Source organism: Devosia nitrariae (assembly GCF_030160115.1).
Lineage (GTDB): Bacteria > Pseudomonadota > Alphaproteobacteria > Rhizobiales > Devosiaceae > Devosia > Devosia nitrariae.
This window is the reverse complement of record NZ_BSNS01000012.1, coordinates 56,495-77,235: the sequence shown is the minus strand read 5'-3', so window position 1 is coordinate 77,235 and position 20,741 is coordinate 56,495. Positions and strand designations below refer to the sequence as shown.

Annotated in this window: 19 protein-coding genes and 1 pseudogene; 14 read left to right on the top strand and 6 right to left on the bottom strand. The window is 63.3% G+C overall.

Annotated features, from left to right (window positions below; all coding sequences use genetic code 11):
* Nucleotides 1–97 precede the first annotated feature (97 nt).
* The 6 genes from QQK18_RS14790 to QQK18_RS14765 all read left to right on the top strand — a co-directional run bounded on the left by QQK18_RS14790 (nt 98) and on the right by QQK18_RS14765 (nt 5,702).
* The gene (locus QQK18_RS14790) at nt 98–1,078 is read left to right on the top strand and encodes a carbohydrate ABC transporter permease (RefSeq protein ID WP_284341125.1); all 981 of its coding nucleotides are present in this window, start codon (nt 98–100) and stop codon (nt 1,076–1,078) included.
* On the top strand, nt 1,075–1,920 hold the full coding sequence (locus QQK18_RS14785) for a carbohydrate ABC transporter permease (protein ID WP_379996006.1): 846 nt from the start codon (nt 1,075–1,077) through the stop codon (nt 1,918–1,920). Before QQK18_RS14790 ends, QQK18_RS14785 begins: the two co-directional genes overlap by 4 nt.
* 13 nt (nt 1,921–1,933) lie before the next feature.
* A complete protein-coding gene (locus tag QQK18_RS14780; protein WP_284341123.1) occupies nt 1,934–2,941 on the top strand; it encodes an ABC transporter ATP-binding protein in 1,008 nt (335 codons plus the stop codon).
* Between the two features lie 253 nt (nt 2,942–3,194).
* Nucleotides 3,195–3,977 carry a ThuA domain-containing protein gene (locus QQK18_RS14775; protein ID WP_284341122.1) on the top strand — a complete coding sequence of 261 codons (783 nt, stop codon included), beginning with the start codon at nt 3,195–3,197 and terminating at the stop codon, nt 3,975–3,977.
* Between the two features lie 138 nt (nt 3,978–4,115).
* Nucleotides 4,116–5,165 carry a Gfo/Idh/MocA family protein gene (locus QQK18_RS14770; RefSeq protein WP_284341121.1) on the top strand — a complete coding sequence of 350 codons (1,050 nt, stop codon included), beginning with the start codon at nt 4,116–4,118 and terminating at the stop codon, nt 5,163–5,165.
* Between the two features lie 285 nt (nt 5,166–5,450).
* On the top strand, nt 5,451–5,702 hold the full coding sequence (locus QQK18_RS14765) for a GlsB/YeaQ/YmgE family stress response membrane protein (protein WP_284341120.1): 252 nt from the start codon (nt 5,451–5,453) through the stop codon (nt 5,700–5,702).
* Between the two features lie 69 nt (nt 5,703–5,771).
* On the opposite strand, the gene QQK18_RS14760 is transcribed toward QQK18_RS14765, so the two are convergent.
* A complete protein-coding gene (locus QQK18_RS14760; RefSeq protein WP_284341119.1) occupies nt 5,772–7,373 on the bottom strand; it encodes a bifunctional metallophosphatase/5'-nucleotidase in 1,602 nt (533 codons plus the stop codon).
* 212 nt (nt 7,374–7,585) lie between these two features.
* On the opposite strand from QQK18_RS14760, the gene QQK18_RS14755 reads away from it, so the two are divergent.
* The 4 genes from QQK18_RS14755 to QQK18_RS14740 all read left to right on the top strand — a co-directional run bounded on the left by QQK18_RS14755 (nt 7,586) and on the right by QQK18_RS14740 (nt 10,784).
* Nucleotides 7,586–8,221 carry a class I SAM-dependent methyltransferase gene (locus tag QQK18_RS14755; protein ID WP_284341118.1) on the top strand — a complete coding sequence of 212 codons (636 nt, stop codon included), beginning with the start codon at nt 7,586–7,588 and terminating at the stop codon, nt 8,219–8,221.
* 92 nt (nt 8,222–8,313) lie between these two features.
* Nucleotides 8,314–8,964: a ThuA domain-containing protein gene (locus QQK18_RS14750; RefSeq protein WP_284341117.1), complete on the top strand. Its 651-nt coding sequence runs from the start codon at nt 8,314–8,316 to the stop codon at nt 8,962–8,964.
* 168 nt (nt 8,965–9,132) lie between these two features.
* Nucleotides 9,133–9,996: a cytochrome b/b6 domain-containing protein gene (locus QQK18_RS14745; protein WP_284341116.1), complete on the top strand. Its 864-nt coding sequence runs from the start codon at nt 9,133–9,135 to the stop codon at nt 9,994–9,996.
* Nucleotides 9,993–10,784 carry a molybdopterin-binding protein gene (locus QQK18_RS14740; protein WP_284341115.1) on the top strand — a complete coding sequence of 264 codons (792 nt, stop codon included), beginning with the start codon at nt 9,993–9,995 and terminating at the stop codon, nt 10,782–10,784. The genes QQK18_RS14745 and QQK18_RS14740 overlap by 4 nt, the downstream gene beginning before the upstream one ends.
* Here the strand turns inward: QQK18_RS14740 and QQK18_RS14735 are convergent.
* On the bottom strand, nt 10,781–11,173 hold the full coding sequence (locus QQK18_RS14735) for a GFA family protein (protein WP_284341114.1): 393 nt from the start codon (nt 11,171–11,173) through the stop codon (nt 10,781–10,783). The two genes, QQK18_RS14740 and QQK18_RS14735, sit on opposite strands and share 4 nt — an antisense overlap.
* Before the next feature lie 453 nt (nt 11,174–11,626).
* Here QQK18_RS14735 and QQK18_RS14730 point away from each other — a divergent pair, with 453 nt between their 5' ends.
* The 3 genes and pseudogenes from QQK18_RS14730 to QQK18_RS27575 all read left to right on the top strand — a co-directional run.
* Nucleotides 11,627–12,964, top strand: a complete 1,338-nt coding sequence (locus QQK18_RS14730; protein ID WP_284341113.1) for a DEAD/DEAH box helicase — start codon at nt 11,627–11,629, stop codon at nt 12,962–12,964.
* Between the two features lie 567 nt (nt 12,965–13,531).
* Nucleotides 13,532–13,687, top strand: a complete 156-nt coding sequence (locus tag QQK18_RS14725; protein ID WP_284341112.1) for a hypothetical protein — start codon at nt 13,532–13,534, stop codon at nt 13,685–13,687.
* A gap of 312 nt (nt 13,688–13,999) precedes the next feature.
* Nucleotides 14,000–14,158: pseudogene (locus tag QQK18_RS27575) on the top strand (DEAD/DEAH box helicase); the annotation flags it as partial.
* A gap of 251 nt (nt 14,159–14,409) precedes the next feature.
* Here QQK18_RS27575 and QQK18_RS14715 read toward each other — a convergent pair.
* On the bottom strand, nt 14,410–15,681 hold the full coding sequence (locus QQK18_RS14715; protein WP_284341110.1) for a sulfatase family protein: 1,272 nt from the start codon (nt 15,679–15,681) through the stop codon (nt 14,410–14,412).
* A gap of 177 nt (nt 15,682–15,858) precedes the next feature.
* On the bottom strand, nt 15,859–17,142 hold the full coding sequence (locus QQK18_RS14710) for an ABC transporter substrate-binding protein (protein WP_284341109.1): 1,284 nt from the start codon (nt 17,140–17,142) through the stop codon (nt 15,859–15,861).
* A gap of 264 nt (nt 17,143–17,406) precedes the next feature.
* On the opposite strand from QQK18_RS14710, the gene QQK18_RS14705 reads away from it, so the two are divergent.
* Nucleotides 17,407–18,348: a LysR family transcriptional regulator gene (locus QQK18_RS14705; protein ID WP_284341108.1), complete on the top strand. Its 942-nt coding sequence runs from the start codon at nt 17,407–17,409 to the stop codon at nt 18,346–18,348.
* 156 nt (nt 18,349–18,504) lie between these two features.
* On the opposite strand, the gene QQK18_RS14700 is transcribed toward QQK18_RS14705, so the two are convergent.
* Nucleotides 18,505–19,218, bottom strand: coding sequence for an intradiol ring-cleavage dioxygenase (locus QQK18_RS14700; RefSeq protein WP_284341107.1), 714 nt, complete (start codon nt 19,216–19,218; stop codon nt 18,505–18,507).
* A gap of 103 nt (nt 19,219–19,321) precedes the next feature.
* Nucleotides 19,322–20,740 carry an alpha,alpha-trehalose-phosphate synthase (UDP-forming) gene (locus QQK18_RS14695; RefSeq protein WP_284341106.1) on the bottom strand — a complete coding sequence of 473 codons (1,419 nt, stop codon included), beginning with the start codon at nt 20,738–20,740 and terminating at the stop codon, nt 19,322–19,324.
* Nucleotide 20,741 lies beyond the last annotated feature (1 nt).

Genomic DNA, 20,741 nt, shown 5'->3' with positions numbered 1-20,741 from the left:
ACGGCCGGGAAGGGCCCAGCCTGAGGCAAGCGGGTGGCCGGCAAGTCTGGCCGTCCGTGCCCTCAGGTGGTTAAAGTCTCCACAAGGAGGATACGTCATGACGACTGACACGATGACGCCGGCCATCCCGGTCACCCGCGGATCGGCGCGTTCAGAACTCATGAAGCAGCGCGTCCTTGCCGCGCGCTGGTTCCTGGTGCCCATGCTGATCGCGCTTGGCGTCGTCGCAGGCTGGCCACTGCTGCGCTCGATCTGGTTCTCGTTCACTGACGCTTCGCTGAACAACCTCTATGGGGCCGAGTTCATCGGCATCGGCAACTATCTGCGCTGGACCACACTCGAGAGCGGGCGCACCATCTACCGCGGTCTTCTCGTCGACTCGGCCTGGTGGAATGCGGTCTGGAATACCGTGCGCTTCGCAGCTATCTCTGTCGGGCTCGAGACGGTGTTCGGCATGATCGTTGCGCTGGTGCTCAATGCCGAATTCAGGGGGCGCGGTTTCGTGCGCGCCGCGATCCTCATCCCCTGGGCGATCCCCACCATCGTTTCGGCCCGCATGTGGGGCTGGATGCTCAACGACCAGTTCGGCATCATCAACGATATGATGCTCCGCCTCGGGCTCATCAGCCAGAAGATCGCCTGGACGGCGAGCGCCGATACGGCGATGACGGCCGTGATCGTGGTCGATGTATGGAAGACGACGCCCTTCATGGCGCTCCTGGTTCTTGCCGGCCTGCAGATGATCCCCAGGGACATCTACGAGGCGGCCGATATCGACGGGGTCTCCAAGTGGAAGCAGTTCTGGCGCATCACGCTGCCGCTGGTGCGGCCGGCGCTGATGGTAGCCATCATCTTCCGCATACTCGATGCCATGCGCATCTTTGACCTCATCTATGTGCTGACCCCGAATAGCTCGTCCACCAAGACCATGTCGGTGCTGGCGCGCGAGAACCTTTTCGATTTCGACAACTTCGCCTACGGCTCGGCCCAGTCGACGCTGCTGTTCCTGATCATCGCGGGCATGACCGTGCTCTACATCTGGCTGGGACGGGTGAATTTTGAAGGGGGAGAACGATGATGACCGCTTCGCTCGCCTGGTCCTACACCAAAAAGGTCGGTTTCTATCTCCTGGTGGCCGTCATCATCGTCGTCTCGGTCTTCCCGTTCTACTACGCGATCCTGACGAGCTTTAAATCGGGCACGGATCTCTTCCGCATCACCTACTGGCCGACCTCGTTCAGCTGGGCCAATTATACGGCGGTGATGACGCAGGGGAGCTTCCCGCGCAATCTCTTGAACTCGGTCTTCGTTGCGACCGTCACAGTGCTCCTGGCACTGTTCCTGGCCATCACGGCGTCCTTTGCCCTCAGCCGCGTGCGCTTTCGCGGCCGGTCGCTGCTGCTGATGACGATCCTGGCCGTTTCAATGTTCCCGCAGATCGCGGTGCTCGCCGGCCTCTTCGAGGTGATCCGGGCTCTCGGCATCTACAACACGCCCTGGGCGCTGATCTTCTCCTATACGATTTTTACCCTGCCGTTCACGGTCTGGGTCCTGACCACTTTCATGCGCGACCTGCCGATCGAGATCGAGGAGGCGGCGATCGTCGACGGGGCAACGCCCTGGGTCATTATCACGCGGGTGTTCATGCCGCTGATGTGGCCGGCGCTGGTGACGACCGGGCTCCTCGCCTTCATCGGGGCGTGGAACGAGTTCCTTTTCGCTTTGACCTTCACCTCGTCGAATCAAACGCGCACCGTGCCGGTCGCCATCGCACTCCTGTCGGGCGGGACGCAGTATGAAATCCCCTGGGGCAACATCATGGCCGCCTCGGTGATCGTCACCGTTCCACTGGTCGTTCTCGTCCTCATTTTCCAGCGCAAGATTGTCTCCGGGCTGACCGCAGGCGGGGTCAAAGGCTAAGGGTTCCTAAACAATGGCAAATCTCCAGCTTAATAATATCCGCAAGTCCTTCGGCGCCGTCGAAGTGATTAAGGGCGTCAGCCTCGAGGTCGAGTCGGGTGAGTTCATGGTATTCGTCGGCCCGTCGGGCTGCGGCAAGTCGACGCTCTTGCGGCTGGTCGCGGGCCTCGAGGACATCACCTCGGGCGAACTGACGTTCGACGGCCAGGTAGTCAATGCCCTGACCCCTTCCAAGCGCGGTATCGCGATGGTCTTCCAGTCCTATGCGCTTTATCCGCATATGACCGTCTACGAGAACATGGCCTTCGGCATGACGCTCGAGAAAGGGCACTCCAAGGAAGAGATCCGCCAGCGGGTCGAGCGGGCCGCCGACATGCTGCAGATCCGGCAGTATCTCGACCGGCTGCCCAAGCAGCTCTCGGGCGGCCAGCGCCAGCGCGTCGCCATCGGGCGCGCCATCACCCGTGATCCGCGCGTCTTCCTATTCGACGAGCCGCTGTCGAACCTCGATGCGGCTCTGCGCGTCGCCACCCGCATCGAGATCGCCAAGCTTCACGAGTCGATGCACAACACCACCATGATCTACGTCACGCACGACCAGGTGGAGGCGATGACGCTTGCCGACCGCATCTGCGTGCTGCGGGACGGGATCGTCGAGCAGGTGGGCACGCCCATGGAGCTCTACGAGCGGCCCGATTCCATGTTCGTTGCCGGCTTCATCGGCAGCCCGAAGATGAACTTCATGTCGGGCAAGCTTGCCGAGACCTTCAACGCGCCGACAGTTGGCGTGCGCGGCGAGCACATGGTGGTCAAGCCCAGCGACGGGGTGTGGACGGGCACGGTCATCCACTCGGAGAACCTGGGGTCGGACAGCTATATCTATGTCGACATCGGGGCCGATGAGCCTGTCGTGGTTCGCGAAGAGGGCGGCAAGAAGCACCAGTCGGGCGAAAAGGTGAACCTTGCCCCGCTGGAGGGCCGCGTGCACCGCTTCGACAATGCCGGCAAGCCCATCCGCTAAACGCAGCGTGGGAGTATCCTAGGATCAGGCGGCGGAACCTAGGTCGGTCCGTGCGGCATCTGGCGCGGTTGAGCGCTGCGCAGGAGACGCGTAGAGCGAATTGCTAAGGCGGGATCGCCTGATGATCTTCAAATTTCGCGGCGGGCGCACAAACGCTGGCCGCGGATTGGCGAAAACAGTGTTTTGAACGTATCCCGGCGCCGGAACGGCGCGCCCGGAATTGATTACAAGCCCATCCAACAGGAGACTTCCGATGCCCATCCGCACCCTCGTCTGGGGCGAGAACGTTCACGAGCAAAAGAACAAGGTCGTGGCGGACAACTATCCCGAAGGCATGCACAACCAGATCGCCAGGCTCCTGGCAAAGGACCCCAACATTTCGGTCAAGTCCACGACGCTGCAGGCGCCCGAGCACGGCTGCACCGAGGCGGCACTGGCCGAGACCGATGTCCTGATCTGGTGGGGCCACGCCGCCCATGGCCAGGTCCAGGACGAGGTGGTTGAGCGCGTCGCCAAGCATGTCTGGCAAGGCATGGGGCTCATCGTCCTGCATTCGGGGCACTTCTCCAAGATCTTCAAGCGGCTGATGGGCAGTCCCTGCGCGCTCAATTGGCGCGAGGCGGGCGAACGCGAGCGGCTCTGGGTCGTCAATCCCGGCCATCCGATCGCCAAGGGCCTACCGGCCCATTTCGAGCTCGAGATGGAAGAGATGTACGGCGAGCCCTTCTCTGTGCCCGAGCCGCTCGAGACCGTCTTCGTCTCCTGGTTCCAGGGCGGCGAAGTCTTCCGGTCAGGCCTCACCTACCGACGGGGCACCGGCAGCATCTTCTATTTCCGCCCCGGCCACGAGACCTATCCGACCTATCACGACGAGACTGTCGGTCAGGTGCTGCGCAATGCGGTCAACTGGGCCCATAACCCCAACCGCTTCGCCACGATCACCGATGCGCCCAACGTGCCGGTCGACAAGGCCCTCGAGAAGATCGAGGAGCGTGGACCGCGCCTCCACCAGCACGGCGAAGCCGGGTTCCGCTGAGGCGCCCGAACATCCATACCACCCCGGCGGTCTGCCGCCGGGGGTCCATCCCGGGATCGCAAGATGGAGCCGGCGAGGGGGCCGGCGGAGGCAACGAGATCGAACCCCAATAATGCTGATCTCACAAGGGACCACTGAATGCGTCTGCTTATTCTCGGCACCGGCGGCATGGCCAACACGCACGCAAAGCATTTCTCCGCCATCGAGGGTGTCTCCGTTGTCGGTGGCGTCGACGTCGACCCCGGGCGGGTCGAGACGTTCAACGCTGCCCATAATATCCCCCACGGCTTCGGCTCGCTGGACGCGGCGCTGTCCTGGGGCGAGTTCGACGCCATCGCCAACGTTACGCCCGACAGCGTGCACCATCCGACGACCATCGCCGCCATTGCCGCCGGCAAGCACGTCTTTTGCGAAAAGCCGCTGGCGACCGACTACGCCAAGGCACTCGAAATGAGCGAGGCCGCCGAGCGGTCCGGCGTTGTCGGCATGGTCAATCTCACTTACCGGAACGTTGCGCAGTTGCAGAAGGCGCGCGAGCTCGTCCAGTCGGGGGGGCTCGGCAAGGTCAAGCATTTCGAGGCGAGCTACCTGCAAAGCTGGCTCGTTTCCCGGGCCTGGGGCGATTGGCGAACCGAGAGCCAATGGCTCTGGCGCCTGTCCAAGAAGCATGGCTCCAACGGCACGCTCGGCGATATCGGCATCCATATCCTCGATTTCGCCGTCTATGGCGCGGGCAGCGATATCGACAAGGTGTTCTGCCGGCTCGAGACTTTCGACAAGGTCGAAGGCAACCGGATTGGCGAATACGACCTCGACGCCAACGATTCCTTTGCGATGACCGCACAGCTCGATAACGGGGCGCTCGGCGTCGTCCACGCCACGCGCTGGGCGACCGGCCATTTCAACGAACTGCGCCTGCGCGTCTACGGTGAGCTCGGCTCGCTCGAAGTGCAGCACCGGCACGACTGGTCCAAGCTCTATGCCTGCCTCGGGGCCGACGCGGAGACTGGTACCTGGAGCGAGATCGAGGTCGGTGCGGTTCCGACCAACTACCAGCGTTTCTACGAAGCGGTGAAGACTGGCCGCACGCTCGAGCCGTCATTCCGGCACGCCACCAATTTGCAGAGGGTCCTCGATCTTGCCGCGCTCACCGACCGCGACCGCCGGGAGCATCTGGTGCCGGCGTAGACGTAAGGCGCCAGTAGAGAAAGCCTCGACTCTTGCGCCTCCCACCCCCTTGTGGGGAGCGCAGCTTGGGCCCGTAAGGCCCTAGCGAAGCTGGGGTGGGGGCGCTGCGGCAGGAGCCGCACCATCGAGTTTGCTGCGGCTTACCCCCACCCTTAATCCCTCCCCACAAGGGGAGGGAGGCCGATCGTGCTCGTCACGCGCCTTGATCTCACCCCAAGCTTCACCAAGCCCTTGCAATCAAACATATCGCCCCCGACCTATCTCCCGACACACAAGGAGCGTTGCATGGGCATTGTCTGGAGCATCCTTATCGGGTTTTTCGCCGGGCTCATCGCCCGCTGGATCACTCCGGGCGATCACAAGCCGAGGGGCTTCATCCTGACCACTGTCCTCGGTATCGTCGGGGCAGTGTTCGCCACTTGGCTCGGCCGGCAGATCGGCTGGTACGGACCGGGTGACGGCGCACAGTTCATCGGCGCCATCGTAGGGGCGGTCATCATCCTTCTGGCTTGGGGACAGCTCGCGCGGCGGGTCTGAGTTGGTTCGCCGAGACAAAAAAAGGGGCGCCCGAGGGCGCCCCTTTTGCATCGTGGGTGAGGTGTGTTGCTACTCAACGGCCGTGATACGCCCGTCGGTATAGGGGGTGTATTCTCCGCCCGCCTCGGCGATGTAATCGGCCAGTACCTGCTCGAGCGGCGGGCCGAAATCGTAGGGGTTGCCCCCATTGGCGAAAGGCTCGTAGCCGTCGCCGCCACCGCGCATGAAGTTGTTGGTCACGACACCGTAGGTCGCCTCTTCGTCGATCGGAGCCCAGGCGCCGCCCTCCATCACCTCGACGTCGCTGATGCGGCTGCCGGGCGGCTGGCTGAGATCGAAGCTATATTTGAGGCCTGCGACCTGCGGGAACCGGCCCGCGCCATTCTCCACATCGCTGACACCGTTCTCGAGCGCCTCGATCACGGCGCCACCCGAAATTTCGACAGTGGCGAGCGTGTTGGAGAAAGGCAGAACCGTGAGCACTTCGCCCATAGTGATCTCGCCGGCATCGATCGAGGCACGTAGGCCGCCGCCGTTCTGGATGGCGATGGTCACGCCCTGGTCGGCGACGCGGTCGAGCATAGCGTCGGCCACGAGGTTGCCCATCGAGCATTCCATGGCTCGGCACACTTCGCGCGAACCTTCGATCGCCTCGGTCGCGGTGCCGATGACTTCGGCCATCGTTTCCTCAATCGGCCCAGAGAGCTCTGCGAGTTGAGAGGCGAAATCGGCGTTGCCTTCAACGGACGCGTCGATCAGGTATGGTTCACCTTCGGCCGAGACCACGTTGCCATCGTCGTCCCAGGTCACCGTGAGGTCGCCCAGGTACTTGCCGTACTGGTTGGCCTGCACGACTGCGACTTCGATCCCGGCCGGGTTGGTCACCATGGTCGGGTAGGGGCCAGCGGCACCCTCGGCCGTGTTGGAGAGGAGCGTGTGCGAGTGCCCGCCCACGATCACATCGACACCCGGGACCGCAGCGGCCACGGCCATGTCCTCGTTGTAGCCGATGTGGCTCAATAGGATAATCTTGTTGATACCGGCGGCTTCCAGTGCCTCGGCGGCGCCACGAACATACTGGGCCACCTCATAGAACTCGATGTCGGGGCCGGAGGCGGCGATTTCCGGGGTATCCTCGGTGGTTGCGCCGATGATGCCGATCCGTTCGCCGCCGACCTCGACGACAATCGAACCGTTGATCTTGCCGCGCAGCTCGGGCGAGCGGCTGACGTCGAAATTCCCGCCAATGATCGGGAACTGCGCCGCCTCGATGAAGGTCAGGAATTCCTCTGGACCATCATCGAACTCGTGGTTGCCGGTCGCCACAACGTCGAAGCCCATCTGATTGAAGAAATCGGAGACGACCTTTGATTTGTATGTCGTGTAGTAGAGCGAACCCTGAAAGTTGTCACCGGCCGAGAGCAGTAACGAGTTGCCGCCTCCAGTCGAGATCTCGTCGCGGCGCGTGTCGATGATCGCCTTCAGCCGCGCGATGCCGCCGAAACATTCGCCGGCCGCGTCCGTCTCGGCGTCACAGTTGGAATCGGTGCCGGTGATCGGGTCGAAGCGCGAGTGGAAGTCGTTGATGTGCAGTATATTCAGCGTGAAATCAGCATAGGCCGCGCTGGTCATCATGGTCAGCGCGGTTGCCCCCGCGAGTAATCTCTTCATCCCTGTTGTCCCTCTTTCCTTGGTCGGGCAGCGATCCGTCCCACGTCTGCGTGACGATCTGACGACGTTGCCCTGGACGCTCCGGCGCACCAGAGCGATCGGAACAGTTAAGCAGGATTGCGGCGGGAGCGAAAGTGAACCTTTTGGTCAAAAATTCGTCCTGCCGTCCGCTCCGGCTTTGCAACGGGTGGCGCGGGCGCTAGCGTGCCGCCATGCTCACCGCTTCCTCGAAATCGCTGCTCAATACCCTCCACTACAAAGCCGTTTTCTCCCGGCGGGTAGAGGTGCTTTCAGAACTGATCGCGAAAGCGATCCCGCAAGGCGGGCGGGTGCTCGACCTCGGCTGCGGGGACGGGCGGATCGCGGCGCGGCTGATGGAGCGGCGACCGGATCTCGCCGTCGAGGGTGTCGACGTCCTCGTGCGCCCGGTCACCCATATTCCGGTTACCCGCTATGACGGGCAGACGCTCCCCTTTGCCGACGGCAGTTTCGACTATGTCGTCATCGTCGATGTCCTGCATCACACGGACGACGCGGCGGTGGTGCTGGCCGAGGCGGCCCGCGTTGGTCGACGGGGGATCGTGGTCAAGGATCACCTGCGCGAGGGGTGGCTTGCGGGACCGACGCTGCGGCTGATGGATTGGGTCGGCAACCGCGGCCATGACGTGCGGCTGCCCTACAATTATCTCGACCGCGCGCAGTGGGCGAGAGCGCTCGAGCGATGCGATCTTGCCGTCTCGACCTGGCGGGACCGGCTGGCGCTCTATCCGCCCCCCTTCGACTGGGTGTTCGGCCGGCGCCTGCATTTCGTCGGGCTGTTCGAGCCGGCGAAACCGGCTTCCGGTTGATTTGCGGCACGCCCCTCAGAGGGGTTTCAATGGGCGCCAGTTACGATACTCTCGCGCCCGTTTGATTTGCCGGTGATTGCGGGAGTTGCAGCATGAAGAGCGCACTGATCGTCTATGGCGGCTGGGAGGGACACGATCCCGAAGAGTGCGCCGCCATCTATCGGCGCTGGCTGCACGAGGACGGCTTTACCGTGCGCACCGCCACCGAAACCGCCGCCTTCGCCGACCCCTCCATCCATGAGCTCTCGCTCATCATCCCCATCTTCACCATGTCCAGGATCGAGAAGGCGGAGGTCGAGAACCTGACCAAAGCCGTCGAGGGCGGCGTTGGCCTCGCCGGTCACCACGGAGGCATGAGCGATGCTTTCCGTGACGCGGTCGATTATCAGTTCATGGTCGGCGGCCAGTGGGTCGCCCATCCCGGCAATATCATCGATTATACCGTCGACGTCGCCAACGCCGACGATCCGATCATGGAGGGAATCAAGTCCTTCTCCTACCGGTCCGAGCAGTACTACATGCACGTCGATCCCTCCAACGAGGTGCTGGCGACCACAACGTTTTCGGGCGAGCACGCCTGGTGGATCAAGGACGTGGTCATACCCGTGGTCTGGAAGCGCCGGCATGGCAAGGGGCGGGTGTTCCACATGACGCTCGGACATCAGGCCAAGGAGTTCGAGAACCCCAACATGGCTACCATCATGCGGCGCGGCATGAATTGGGCGGCCCGCGACGAGGAGTAGCCGCTTCGCGACTGTTTTTCGCTCCGAGGTGTAACAGGCGGCCCGCAGCGGGCGAATGATTGTCCGTAACCGCAAAAGACGGACGATGACAGTTGCGTGAGCCTCAACCGATAAGCCCTTCCCGTCCGTAGCTCACTGTCGCAGGTTGAAGCAACGTCCGGAGATGAGATGAGCGCGCAGCTGGAAGAGACGGACATTACCGGCAAGGAGGTCAGAGGGCCGCTGATCCATCGGCAGTCCGCCTGGACGCGGGTGACCCATTGGGTGTGGGCGATCTGCCTCTTCTTCCTGCTGCTTTCGGGTCTGCAGATCTTCAACGCCCATCCGGCGCTTTATATCGGCCAGGAGTCGGGCTTTGAATACGACAACGCGGTCTTGCGAATGCAGGCGTTCAACACGCCCGACGGACCGCGCGGACGAACCACTCTCTTCGGGCAGACATTCGACACCACCGGCCTCTTCGGTATGAGCGGGCCTGAAGCGCGCCCGCAGTTCCAAGGCTTTCCCGGCTGGGCAACGATCCCATCGTTCCGCGATCTCGCCACGGGTCGGGTCGTCCACTTCTTCTTTGCCTGGCTTTTCGTTGCCACGCTCTTCGTCTGGTTCCTGGCCAGCTTTCTCAACGGGCACCTGCGGCGCGACATCGTGCCGAGGGGCGAGGACTGGCAGGCGCTGCCGGGTGATGTTGCCGCGCATGCGCGGTTCCGGTTCCGACACGGCCGGTCCTACAATCCGCTTCAGAAGCTCGCCTATGCGACCATATTCTTCGTGCTGTTCCCACTGATCATCCTTACGGGCCTCACCATGTCGCCGGGCATGGATGCCGCCTGGCCCTGGCTCCTCGACGTGTTCGGCGGCCGGCAGACGGCGCGCACCATCCATTTCATCGTCATGGTGCTGCTGGTGCTCTTCTTTATCATCCATGTCGTCATGGTCGTCGCGGCCGGCCCGATAAACGAGATGCGTTCGATGATCACCGGCTGGTACCGGGCGGAGCCGGGCACGCCCGGGCAGGAAGGAGACAGGCCATGAGCGGCTCCAGGCTTACGCGCCGCCGGTTCCTTGGTACCTCCGCTGCTGCGGCGTCCTCGCTTGCGCTTGCGGGTTGCGGCCAGTTCGATTTCCTTGGCCAGCGCGACAACGAGGTCCGCGATGTCCTGGAGAAGGCCAACGACCTCACCTACCGCGTGCAACGGCAATTGCTCGGCGACGACTGGCTGGCGCGCGAGTTCGCGGAAAGCGAGGTCCGGCAGGGCCAGCGGCCCAACGGCTCGACCGATCCGACGACACCCGAATATATGTTCCTGAGACAGCAGAACTTTGCCGACTACCGCCTCGAATTGAATGGGCTTGTCGAGCGGCCGGCCTCGTTGTCGCTCGAGGAGCTGCGCAATATGCCACAGCGCACGCAAATCACCCGCCACGACTGCGTCGAGGGCTGGAGTTGCATCGCCAAATGGACCGGCGTTCCTCTGGGTTATCTGCTCGACCAGGTCGGGGTGAAACCGCAGGCGCGCTACGTCGTCTTCCGCTGTTTCGACAATATCGAACGCAGCCCTGCCGGAGATGTCCTTTACTATGAGAGCTGCGATCTCATCGACGCGCGGCACACGCAGACCATCCTCGCCCACGCCGTCAACGACGCTCCCCTGCCGGTTGCCAACGGCGCGCCTCTGCGCGTCAGGATCGAGCGCCAGCTCGGCTACAAGATGGCCAAGTACGTCTCGTCGATCGAGCTCGTCGACAGTTTCGCCGGGATCGCTGGCGGCAAGGGCGGCTATTGGGAAGATCGCGGCTATGACTGGTACGCGGGGATTTAGAAGCGCTCCCTGGTCTCGTCCTCCGGCAGTCCGCGGCCAAGGTCGCGGGTCCAGGGCAGGCGGCTTTCGATGCCATAGTGGCCGTCGGGCTTGATGAGATCGGCGCGGTCGAGCGAGCCGACGGTCATACGCATGCGCCGATCCTCGTCGTAGCGCAGGAACAGCGGCGTGCCGCAATCCGGGCAGAAGCCGCGCTCGGCTATCGGGCTCGAGCGGTAGACGGCCGGCTGCTCGTCGAGCCAATCCACGGTCTCGAAGCGCACCAGTACGGCGAAGGGGCCGCCGGTGGCGCGCCGGCACATGCTGCAGTGGCAATATCCCTGCGCAAGGGGCTCGCCGACGGCGCGGTAGCGCCGTTTGCCGCAAAGGCATCGCCCGGTCCATTCCATATCGTCCTCCTTCAGAGTTGCGTCGGCCAACGGTCGAGACCGGCACCGGTTGCACCACGGCGCGATGCGATTGATGGAATCAAATCGCGCTCTGGCTTCTCCTGTCGCGGGATTCTTCGCGAAAGACCGGTTCCCACCTTTCGCATCCCGCTCTGAGCGAATGGCTGCTCACCGGCGTTACGGCTTGCTATTTGGCGTCGCTTGCCCCATATGAATGCCAGCGTCGCAGTGCGAGTGGCTAACGGCCGGTGCTCGACGAACTTCTCTTCTCTTCGATATTTGATGCGGCGAGCGGCGAAGTGGGCCTGGAGGAAGCACCCGGGCGAGAGGGACAATTTGTCCCCGCAAAGCCCGCACCGCGATAATCCTTATCGCTGATGCACCCATGAACCAGCCATCCAAGTGGATGGCTTGGCGCGCACGTTCTGCGCGCAACAGAAAGATTTCTTTACTTTGAAGACCTTCCAAGACCTCGGACTGCCGCAGCCGCTCGTTGCGAGCCTCGATGCCGCCGGCTTTTCGACCCCGACCAAAATCCAGATCGAAGCCATCCCCCAGCTTTTGAAGGGCCGCGACATGCTGGGTATCGCCCAGACCGGCTCAGGCAAGACGGCGGCCTTCGGCCTGCCGATCCTGGCCGCTATCATGGCGCTGCCGGGCCGGCCGCGCCCGATGTCGGCGCGCGCCCTCATCCTTGCGCCGACGCGTGAACTCGCCGTGCAGATCGATGAGGCCATGCGGTCCTTTGCCGGTTCGGCCAAACGCATCTCCACCGTCCTCGTCCTCGGCGGCGTTTCCCGCCATGCGCAGATCCAGAAGATCGCCAAGGGCGTCGACGTGATGGTGGCCACTCCCGGACGGCTCCAGGATCTTGTCGATGACGGCAAGGTGTGGCTCAACGAAACCCGCTTCCTGGTCCTCGACGAGGCCGACCGCATGCTCGACATGGGCTTCATCGGACCGGTCAAGGCCATCGCCAAGGGCATCGGTCCCAGGCGCCAGACCATGCTGTTCTCGGCCACCATGGCCCCCAATATCGCCCAGCTCGCCAAGGATCTCCTCAACGATCCTCTGCGCGTCGAGGCTGCCCCTCAGGGCTCGACCGTCGTCAAAATCGATCAGCAGGTGATCCTCTCCGGCACGAAGGCCAAGCGCGGCGTTCTCAATGAGCTGCTCGCCGACGAGGCGCTGGAAAAGGTCCTCATCTTCGCGCGCACCAAGCATGGCGCCGACCGGGTCACCAAGAACCTCAGCATTGACGGGCACGAAGCGGCGGCTATCCACGGTAACAAGAGCCAGAACGCCCGCCAGGCTGCCCTCAAGGGCTTCGCCTCGGGCAACAAGCGCATCCTCGTTGCCACCGACATTGCGGCACGCGGCATCGACGTGCCGGGCATCACCCATGTCATCAACTATGAACTGCCGGACGACGCGGAGAACTATGTCCACCGCATCGGCCGCACCGGCCGCAACGGCGCTTCGGGCATCGCCATTACGCTCTGCGACGGCACCGAGCGGACCAAGCTGCGCGACATCGAGCGGCTGATCCGCCGCACCCTGCCGGTCTCCGGCGATCTCAGCCTCGCCAACACCACCGGCGTCAAGGCGGCGCCGGCCGGTGAGCGCCAGCCGAGGCCGCAGGGTGAGCGCGCCCAGCCGCACCACCAGCCATCGGACGCGCCGCGCGCCAAGCCGGCAAAGGACAAGTCCCAGAAGCCGCGCTGGACGCGTACGCAAAAGAGTGCCGGCAAGTCGCGCCGCGAAGGCGGCCGGCGCGAGCGGGTGGCGTAAATCAGAAGGGGCGGCCGGTGGCCGCCCCTTTTTGAGGTTGCATCGACTATTGCCTCAAGGCTGGCGTGCCAGTTTCGCGCGGTGGGGCGCCACGAAGTGCCACCTTTGTGGGTTCCAGAGGTGCCCAAGCTGGATGACAGCATAGAGCTGTCGTTCCGGGACCTGATCGAGCTGCGGTTCGTGAACGCTTTCGTGAAGGGGGGGGTTAGGGCTCAAGACTATTCGACATTGTTTGGGCTACGCCCACGAAGTGGTTGAGAGCGACCGGCCATTCTCCACCAGTCGGTTCCGGACCGACGGCAAGACGATCTTCCTTGAAAGCGTCGAGCGCGAAGCTGGAGCGATGCAAAACTGCTGGACCTAAAGCGCCACCAATATGCCTTTTGCTCTCCGGACGCTGCAGCGGTGGAGGCTGCGCCCGCGAAGTAAGGTTAACGAAATAGTGTAGTGGTGCTCGGCGCAGTACTGTGCCAAGATTTTTTCGAGCCTGGCGAGAGCCTGGAACGCCCACGAGATCGCGTAAGCCGCGACCTCGGTTCCCCAGAACGCGCGCGCCCGAGGCTCTTCATGTCGCTCCCAACCATCAATGTCTGCACGCTGCAAATCGCTGGCACGTGGCTCTTCCTTGCACCGCTGATTGTCATTCTTGGTACGGTGGACGTTTTGACCAATGGCCGCAGCCGGAACTGGCCCTTCGGCGATAGCCGCGTGTTGTCGGATTAAGTCAGCGCCAACCAAATCAGCCATCCGAGCCCGATGAATAGTGCCCAAGCCGCAAAGGCCATAAGCACGATAGCGGACAATCGGTGCTGGCGCAGCCAGTCTACTCCTTGCAAGGGATATCCCGCGGCCAAGAGAAGTTGGTACACTCTTTCCAAAACACTCTCCCCCGTTGCTCGTCCACCATCCTCGCCAAGTAGGAGGACGAGTTTAGGAAAGCCTCGCCGAAGCCGATAAAATTGCGGCATTCGATGAGGCCATGCCGGTTCGGCCTCCACCGTCCTAGTTCTCGGCGGCGTTTCCCGCCATGCGAAGATCCAGAAGATCGCCAAGGGCGTCGACGTGATGGTGGCCACTCCCGGACGGCTCCAGGATCTTGTCGATGACGGCAAGGTGTGGCTCAACGAAACCCGCTTCCTGGTCCTCGACGAGGCCGACCGCGTGCTCGACATGGGCTTCATCGGACCGGTCAAGGCCATCGCCAAGGGCATCGGTCCCAGGCGCCAGACCATGCTGTTCTCGGCCACCATGGCCCCAATATCGCCCCACCTCGCCAAGGATCTCCTCAACGATCCCCTGCGCGTCGAGGCTGCCCCTCAGGGCTCGACCGTCGTCAAAATCGAGCAGCAGGTGATCCTCTCCGGCGCAAAGGCCAAGCGCGGCGTTCTCAATGAGCTGCTCGCCGACGAGGCGCTGGAAAAGGTCCTCTACCCTCGGGCCTGGTCTCAGCACCGATGCTTCAGCCTGAAATGCGCCGGTGGCGCCCAGTCCGGTTCGAGCAGCGGATCATTGGTGGTCGCCATCCACTCGTGTAACCGCGCATCGAGGGCATTGGCAATCCCTGCGTACGCCTCCTCTTCGATACGGTTTTGCTTTTCGAGTGGATCGAGAACGACATTATAGAGTGCTCGCGGTGCAGGCGGGGTGGCGGTCCAGCCGTGCTGGAGATAGAGCGCCTTGGCATCTCCGTCGTCCACATTGGGCAGTACGCGCAATCCTCCGCCATCGAAGCGCTTGATGTAGAGCCATTCATGCGTGCGGATTGCCCGCATGGGTTCGGCGGCAGCATGGCAGGTCACTTCGGCGAAGATCTCGTCCTGGATTTCCCTGGCTTCGCCCGTCACGAGCGGCAGCAGGCTCCTGCCCCTCAGCCAGGACGGTTTGGAAAGCCCCGCGATGTCCATGAGAGTGGGAAAGATGTCGAGCTGGGAGATCAGTGCATCGACGACCTGGCCACCGCAAAACCCGGACGGCCCGCGCATGATCAGCGCCACGCCGGTGCCGGCATCACCCAGATTGCCCTTCGCCTCCGGCCAGGGGAGCCCGTGGTCGGTGGTGAAGATCACGAGGGTCTCTTCGGCCCTGCCTGACGCGGCGAGGGCCAAAAGCACCAGCCCAACCGCATCGTCGACGCTGCGCAGGCTCGTGTGCAAACGCGCCGTATCGGCGCGTATCCCGGGCGCGTCCGGATAGCCCGGCGGGGGCGCGAGGTAGCGGGGATCGTCCCTGTTGTCCGCCTCGGGATAAACGCGGTGAGTTTCAACGAAGCCGACGGAAAGAAAAAAAGGCCTGTCACCGGTTCGCCGCGCAAGCCAGTCGGCCGCCGCAGGCGCGACGTCCCGGGCGTGGTTGGTGGGGGGTTCGATGACGTCGCCATAGCCCAGCGCGCCGAGCTCGTCCTGCGGCGCGACATGCTGAAGTCCGATCAGCGCACAGTCATAGCCCGCCTCGCTCAGCACATTGGCCAGGTGCTGGCGCGGATCGTTGAGACGTGCACCGCGATGGACGAGGCCGATCATGCCGTTCTCGTGCGGCCAATTGCCGTTGAGTAAGGCCGCACGGCTGGGACTGCAGGTGGGGGCAGCCGTGTGCGCCTTGCGGAACAGCACCCCTTCGCGGGCCAGACGCGCGATGTTCGGCGTCGGTACGGCGTGGCCATAGGGGGAAACATAGCGGCCGCTGTCATGGGTGTGGATGTAAATGATATTCGGACCCAAGGCGGCCTCCGAAGACTTGGCACGAAGCAAAGGACCTTCTCCTTCGTGCCTTTAGTTGTATGGACTGGACTTCTTCACGGATTAGCAAAATCGACGGCTCTTTCGCTCCCCTCTCCTTGAGGTCTTCAAAGAGAGGGGAGCGACTGCCCCCGTGCTTCCGTCAAATCGTGAAACGCTCTAGCCGGCGCGCTGCAGGGCCTCGCGCGCGGCGGCAATGAAGGCGGCCGCGGCGGCTTCCGGCGGCTGCACGCCGAAGGCGACTTCCTGGCCGACCGAGGGCAGCAGCGATTCGTTGATCTCCCCGCCGCCGCTGGGCGACTGCGGCGGCGCTGGGCTCAAGAGCGGCCCAAGCCCGCCGACGTAGTCCAGGGCCGCCTTGCCGGCCTCGTCGAGGTTGTCGGCAATGCCATCGCGGACAGCGGCGGAAGGAGGAATACCGCGTTCCGCATTGAGGATCCTGTTGGCCTCGAGATCATTGACGAAGAAGTTGACGAAGCGGGCGGCTTCGGCCTTATGGGCTGATCGATTGCTGATCGAAAAGAACATGGAGGGGCGGCGATAGTAGCCTCCGGGTGTATCCAGCGAGACCCGTGGGAAGTTGGTCAGCGCCAGCCGCGACGTCGTCAATGCCTGGTAGGCCACCAGAAGATTGGAGAATTCTCCCATTGAAGCGCTGTGCCCCGTTATCAGGGGCGAACTGGCAGGACCGTCGGCCATGGCCTGGATATCGGCGGCAACGCAGACGCCACCATCGCGCAGTTCCTTCCACAAGGTTAGCCACCGCGTCATGTCCGCCTCGTCGAAGCCGAGCTCGCCTTGCGCGGTGTAGAGGGCCTTGCCGTTCTGGCGCAGCCAGTTCTCCAGGGCCGCCCAGGAGCCTGACCTGTCGTCGGTGACGGCCTGGCCGAGGCCAGCGGTCTTGAACGCTTCGGCCATGCCGTAAAGGTCGTCATAAGTCGTTTGCGGACCGGGAATGTCGATGCCCGCAGTGTCGAACGCCTCTCTGTCGACGACCATGCCGAAGGCATTGGAGCCGAGGCTGACGGCATAGAGCTTGCCGCCGACCTTGCCGGCTTCCAGCTGGTCCTGGTCGAAATCGGCAAAATCGAGTTCATTGCCGATGAACTCGTCCAGCGGTGCAAGGGCGTCGCGGCTCGCATATTCGGCGACATAGCGACCGGACCCATCCATTGTCAGGACATCGGGTGCGGCGCCACCCACTGTCTGGGTCGCAACCTTGGTCCAATAGTCGCTGAAGGCCAGGAACTCCCCGGTGATAGTGATGCCGGTCTTTTCGCCGAATGCCTCGAGGACCTTGAATGTGCGATCCGCACGATCCTGGTTCCCCCAGAACATCATGCGCAGGTTGATGTCCTGCGCCAAGGCCGGCGCAAGCCAGCTCGATGCCAAAAGTGCCGAGCCACCCATCAGGATCTGGCGCCGGTTCAGGTTCAAACTCATGTCTTTCCTCCTCCACAGTCGGTCGATCTCGAAGCGGCAGGATCTGGGCGTCGGCAAACGACATCGCTGCCCCCGCCATGTGGCGGTGGTCACTCAATGAATCGAAGCTTGTCGGCTTGGTCGGCGATCCCGCTCGAGCGCTTCTGCCGCTCGGGTCGAGCCGGTCCGTGGCGCTCTTTCGACAGAACTAATCACACCATGCCCTATTTGAAAAATATGAAATGCTGCTAGGAAAATAGACTGCGTCTATGAGGGAGGACTTCGATGGACCGGGCCCTGCGCCAGTTTCTGGCCATTGCCGAAGCGGGCAGCATCACTGCGGCGGCACGCGTACTCAACGTGACCCAACCGACATTGACGGTGAATATGCAGAAGCTGGAAAAGGAAGTCGGCCTGCCGCTGCTGCGCCGCACCTCGGAGGGGGTGAGGCTCACCCCCTATGGCGAGTCGCTATGCGAGAATGTGCGTATGATGCAGCGCATCTACGACAATGCGCTGATCAGCCTCAGGGAGCAGCGGGAGCGCAGCGAGGAAGGGATTGCTCTAGCCTGTGGCGATACCTGGTGGACGCTGTTCATCCACGATGTGGTCAAAGCGTATCGGATCGACCATCCGACGGCACCGGTGCGGGTCAATGTGGCCGACCAGATCCAGTGCATGGAGCAGCTCCTGTCCGGGGATATCAGCCTTTTCGTGTCCTTCCGGTTCGATGGTCTGCGGGCGACGGCCGGTGCCCAGTTCATCCCGCTCAGCCAGTCGCCGCCTGGGTACTTCGTGCGCCCAGACCACCCGCTCCTCGGGGTACCGCGCAACCGCAGTGAGATTTTCTCCTATCCGCGCGCGTTTCCGGCGACGCCCGAGAACCGCTATCGCGCCTTCATCAATGAGGCGGAACGGCTGGAAACCATCGCCAGCGCCTTCGTCGCCTCGCGCTTCGCCTTCGCGTCCAACTCCCTTACCGCCTGCATAGACTACGTGCGCGACAGCGACGCGGTGCTGCATTTCACCAAGCTCATGAGCGCAGAGATCGGCAGGCGCGGGCTGTTGGAGGTGGAGCAGGCTGAACCTCCGGTCGCCAGGACAATGGGCATCTACCTGCTCGCCGACCGCGCTGGCGATGCCAAGATCGCCGATCTCGTCGATCGCATCAAACTGGCTGCCAGATCGGTCCTGCCCAAGCTGGCGCCAGTCTCGAACTCGGCGTGATACCTCGAGCCAGCGGCCGCGAACAGGAGCGTCAGGCAGGCTCGGCTCCTCCCGAGGCGGGGCACAGCGGACGTTCATCCCAGAACGGGGAAGGCTGGTTGTTGCTCATAGGATGTCCGCGGCTCAGATGTCATCAGGGCTGATGCCGCACGCGCGCTACGTGCTGGGATCGACGCCGATGATCATGGCAACCAGATAGGCTTCTCCCAGTTCCTCGACATTGGCAAAAGAGGCTTGGGTCGCCCGGGCCGCAATGGAGTCATTGGAGTTGAGCGTATCGCGCTCAGCGCGGGCGTTGTAAGGCGAGGTGTTACTGTAGATGTGTTCGGACAGCTCATCGGGAAAGAACAGCTGTCCGGTCAGCACATTGGTCTCGTCGAGGAAGACCTTGAAATGGATGTGGGTCGTGCGCCCGCGGTACCAGCCGGGATAGATCGATGCGAACTCGACAGTGCCAGCGTCGTCGGCAAAGAGCGTGCCGCGCATGAAGGTCTCCCCCGTCGCGTCGATGCCTCCGGGCTGGTTGGCGTAGCCCGAATAGATGCCGTCGGCACTGGCATGCCAGATGTCGACGCGCGCGCCAGGCATCGGTTGACAGGAACCATCGACAACCTGCAGCCGTACGCGGATCGGCACACCGGGCAGGCCTTCGGTGATGTCGACGCGTTCGAGGGCCGGATCGAAATAATAGGGGCCTTCGGTCACCTCTGGGGTAATGACGCAGACATCGGCGCCAGGCAGCAGGCCCTGCGTCCCACCGGCGCTGGTCTCCTCAGCGAACGCGGTCTGGCTCATCAATGTGCCGCCGGCAGCGGTCACCGCTACCAGCGACAGGACTTCCCGCCGGTTCAACCACTTCGTCAGAGCCATGTTTTCATCCCCTCCGCGCGGCGTTGGTGTGCCTCAACTCTAAAGCGAGGCGATGGGAGAAGGGCGTTACAACTCGGTGAGGTGGGTGAATCCTTGGAAAGGATCACGCCACGGAATCGAGATAGAGCACGTCGCGCACCGGTGCCGGCTGGCCGTTCTGCCCGGTCGGCGCGAGGCGCGACAGATAGCTCTCGGCCCAGCGGTCGACGCTGTGGTCATGGGCGCCGGCCATCAGCCGTTCCCATCGATGCCGGCGCTCCTCGATCGGCATGTTGAGGGCGAGCCGCAGAGCTTCGGCCGTCTCGTCGGTGTCGAAGGGGTTGACCAGCAGCGCGTCCTCGAAGATCTCGGCGGCGCCGGCAAAGCGTGACAGGACCAGCACGCCTGGGTCGTGCGGGTCCTGCGAAGCGACGTATTCGTGGGCCACCAGATTCATGCCGTCGCGAAGGGGCGTCACCAGCCCGACCCGTGCGAGGCGGTACAGGCCAGCCAGGCTCGGCTGGCCGTAGGCACGCTTGACGTAGGTCACGGGCTGCCAGTCCGGTTCGGCAAAGCGCCCCATCAAGCGCCCGACCATGGCGTCGAGCGTGTCGCTCGTTTCCTGGTATTCCTTGATGGTGTCGCGCGAGGGTGGGGCCACCTGCAGGAGATGAACCTGCCGGCGGAGGCTGGCATTGTTGGCCAAAAGCTTCTCATAGGCTTCGACGCGCTGCGGCAGGCCCTTGGAATAATCGAGCCGGTCGACGCCGAGCACCAGCGCCTGGTCGCCAAGGGCACGCTCCATGCGTCTGACCATCTTGGTGGCTGCCGGGCTGACCGCCAGGCGTGCAAAGGCTTCAGGGTCCGACCCGATGGGGAAGGCCGCTACCTCGGTCCGCGAGAAATCGACGGATTTGAGCGGACTGCCCGACAGGGTCGAAGGCGACTGGTGATCGGCGAACTCGGTGAAGGCCGAGACGTCGCGGTTGGCCTGCATGCCAATGAGGTCGTAGCGCGAAAGGTCGCGCATCAGTTCGTTATGGTGGGGGATGGCGTAGAGCGCGTCGACAGTGGGGAAGGGGATGTGGAGGTAAAAGCCGATGCGGTTGTTGATCCCTAAGTGCCGCAGTTCAGAGGCAAGCGGGATCATATGGTAGTCGTGGACCCAGATCACGTCGTCCGGCGCGATATGAGGCAGCAGTGCCTGGGCGAACTGGGCGTTGACGCGGCGATAGCCTTCGTACCAGTGGCCCTCGATGGTGGCCAGGTCGAGCCGCAGATGAAAGCTCGGCCAGAGGATGGAATTGGAAAAACCGGCATAGTAGGCGTGGTGGTCGTCGCGGGTAAGATCGATCTTACCGACCTTTATGCCCTCGATGTCCTCGAACACCGCTTCACTGTCGGGCCGGTCGACCAGCCGGCCGGACCAGCCGAACCAGAATCCGTCTCGCTCGGCCAGCGTCTTACGCAGTGCGACCGCAAGTCCGCCGGCCGCCGGGCCTTTGCCAGGCGTGCGATTGGATACGACGATGAGTCTGCTCATT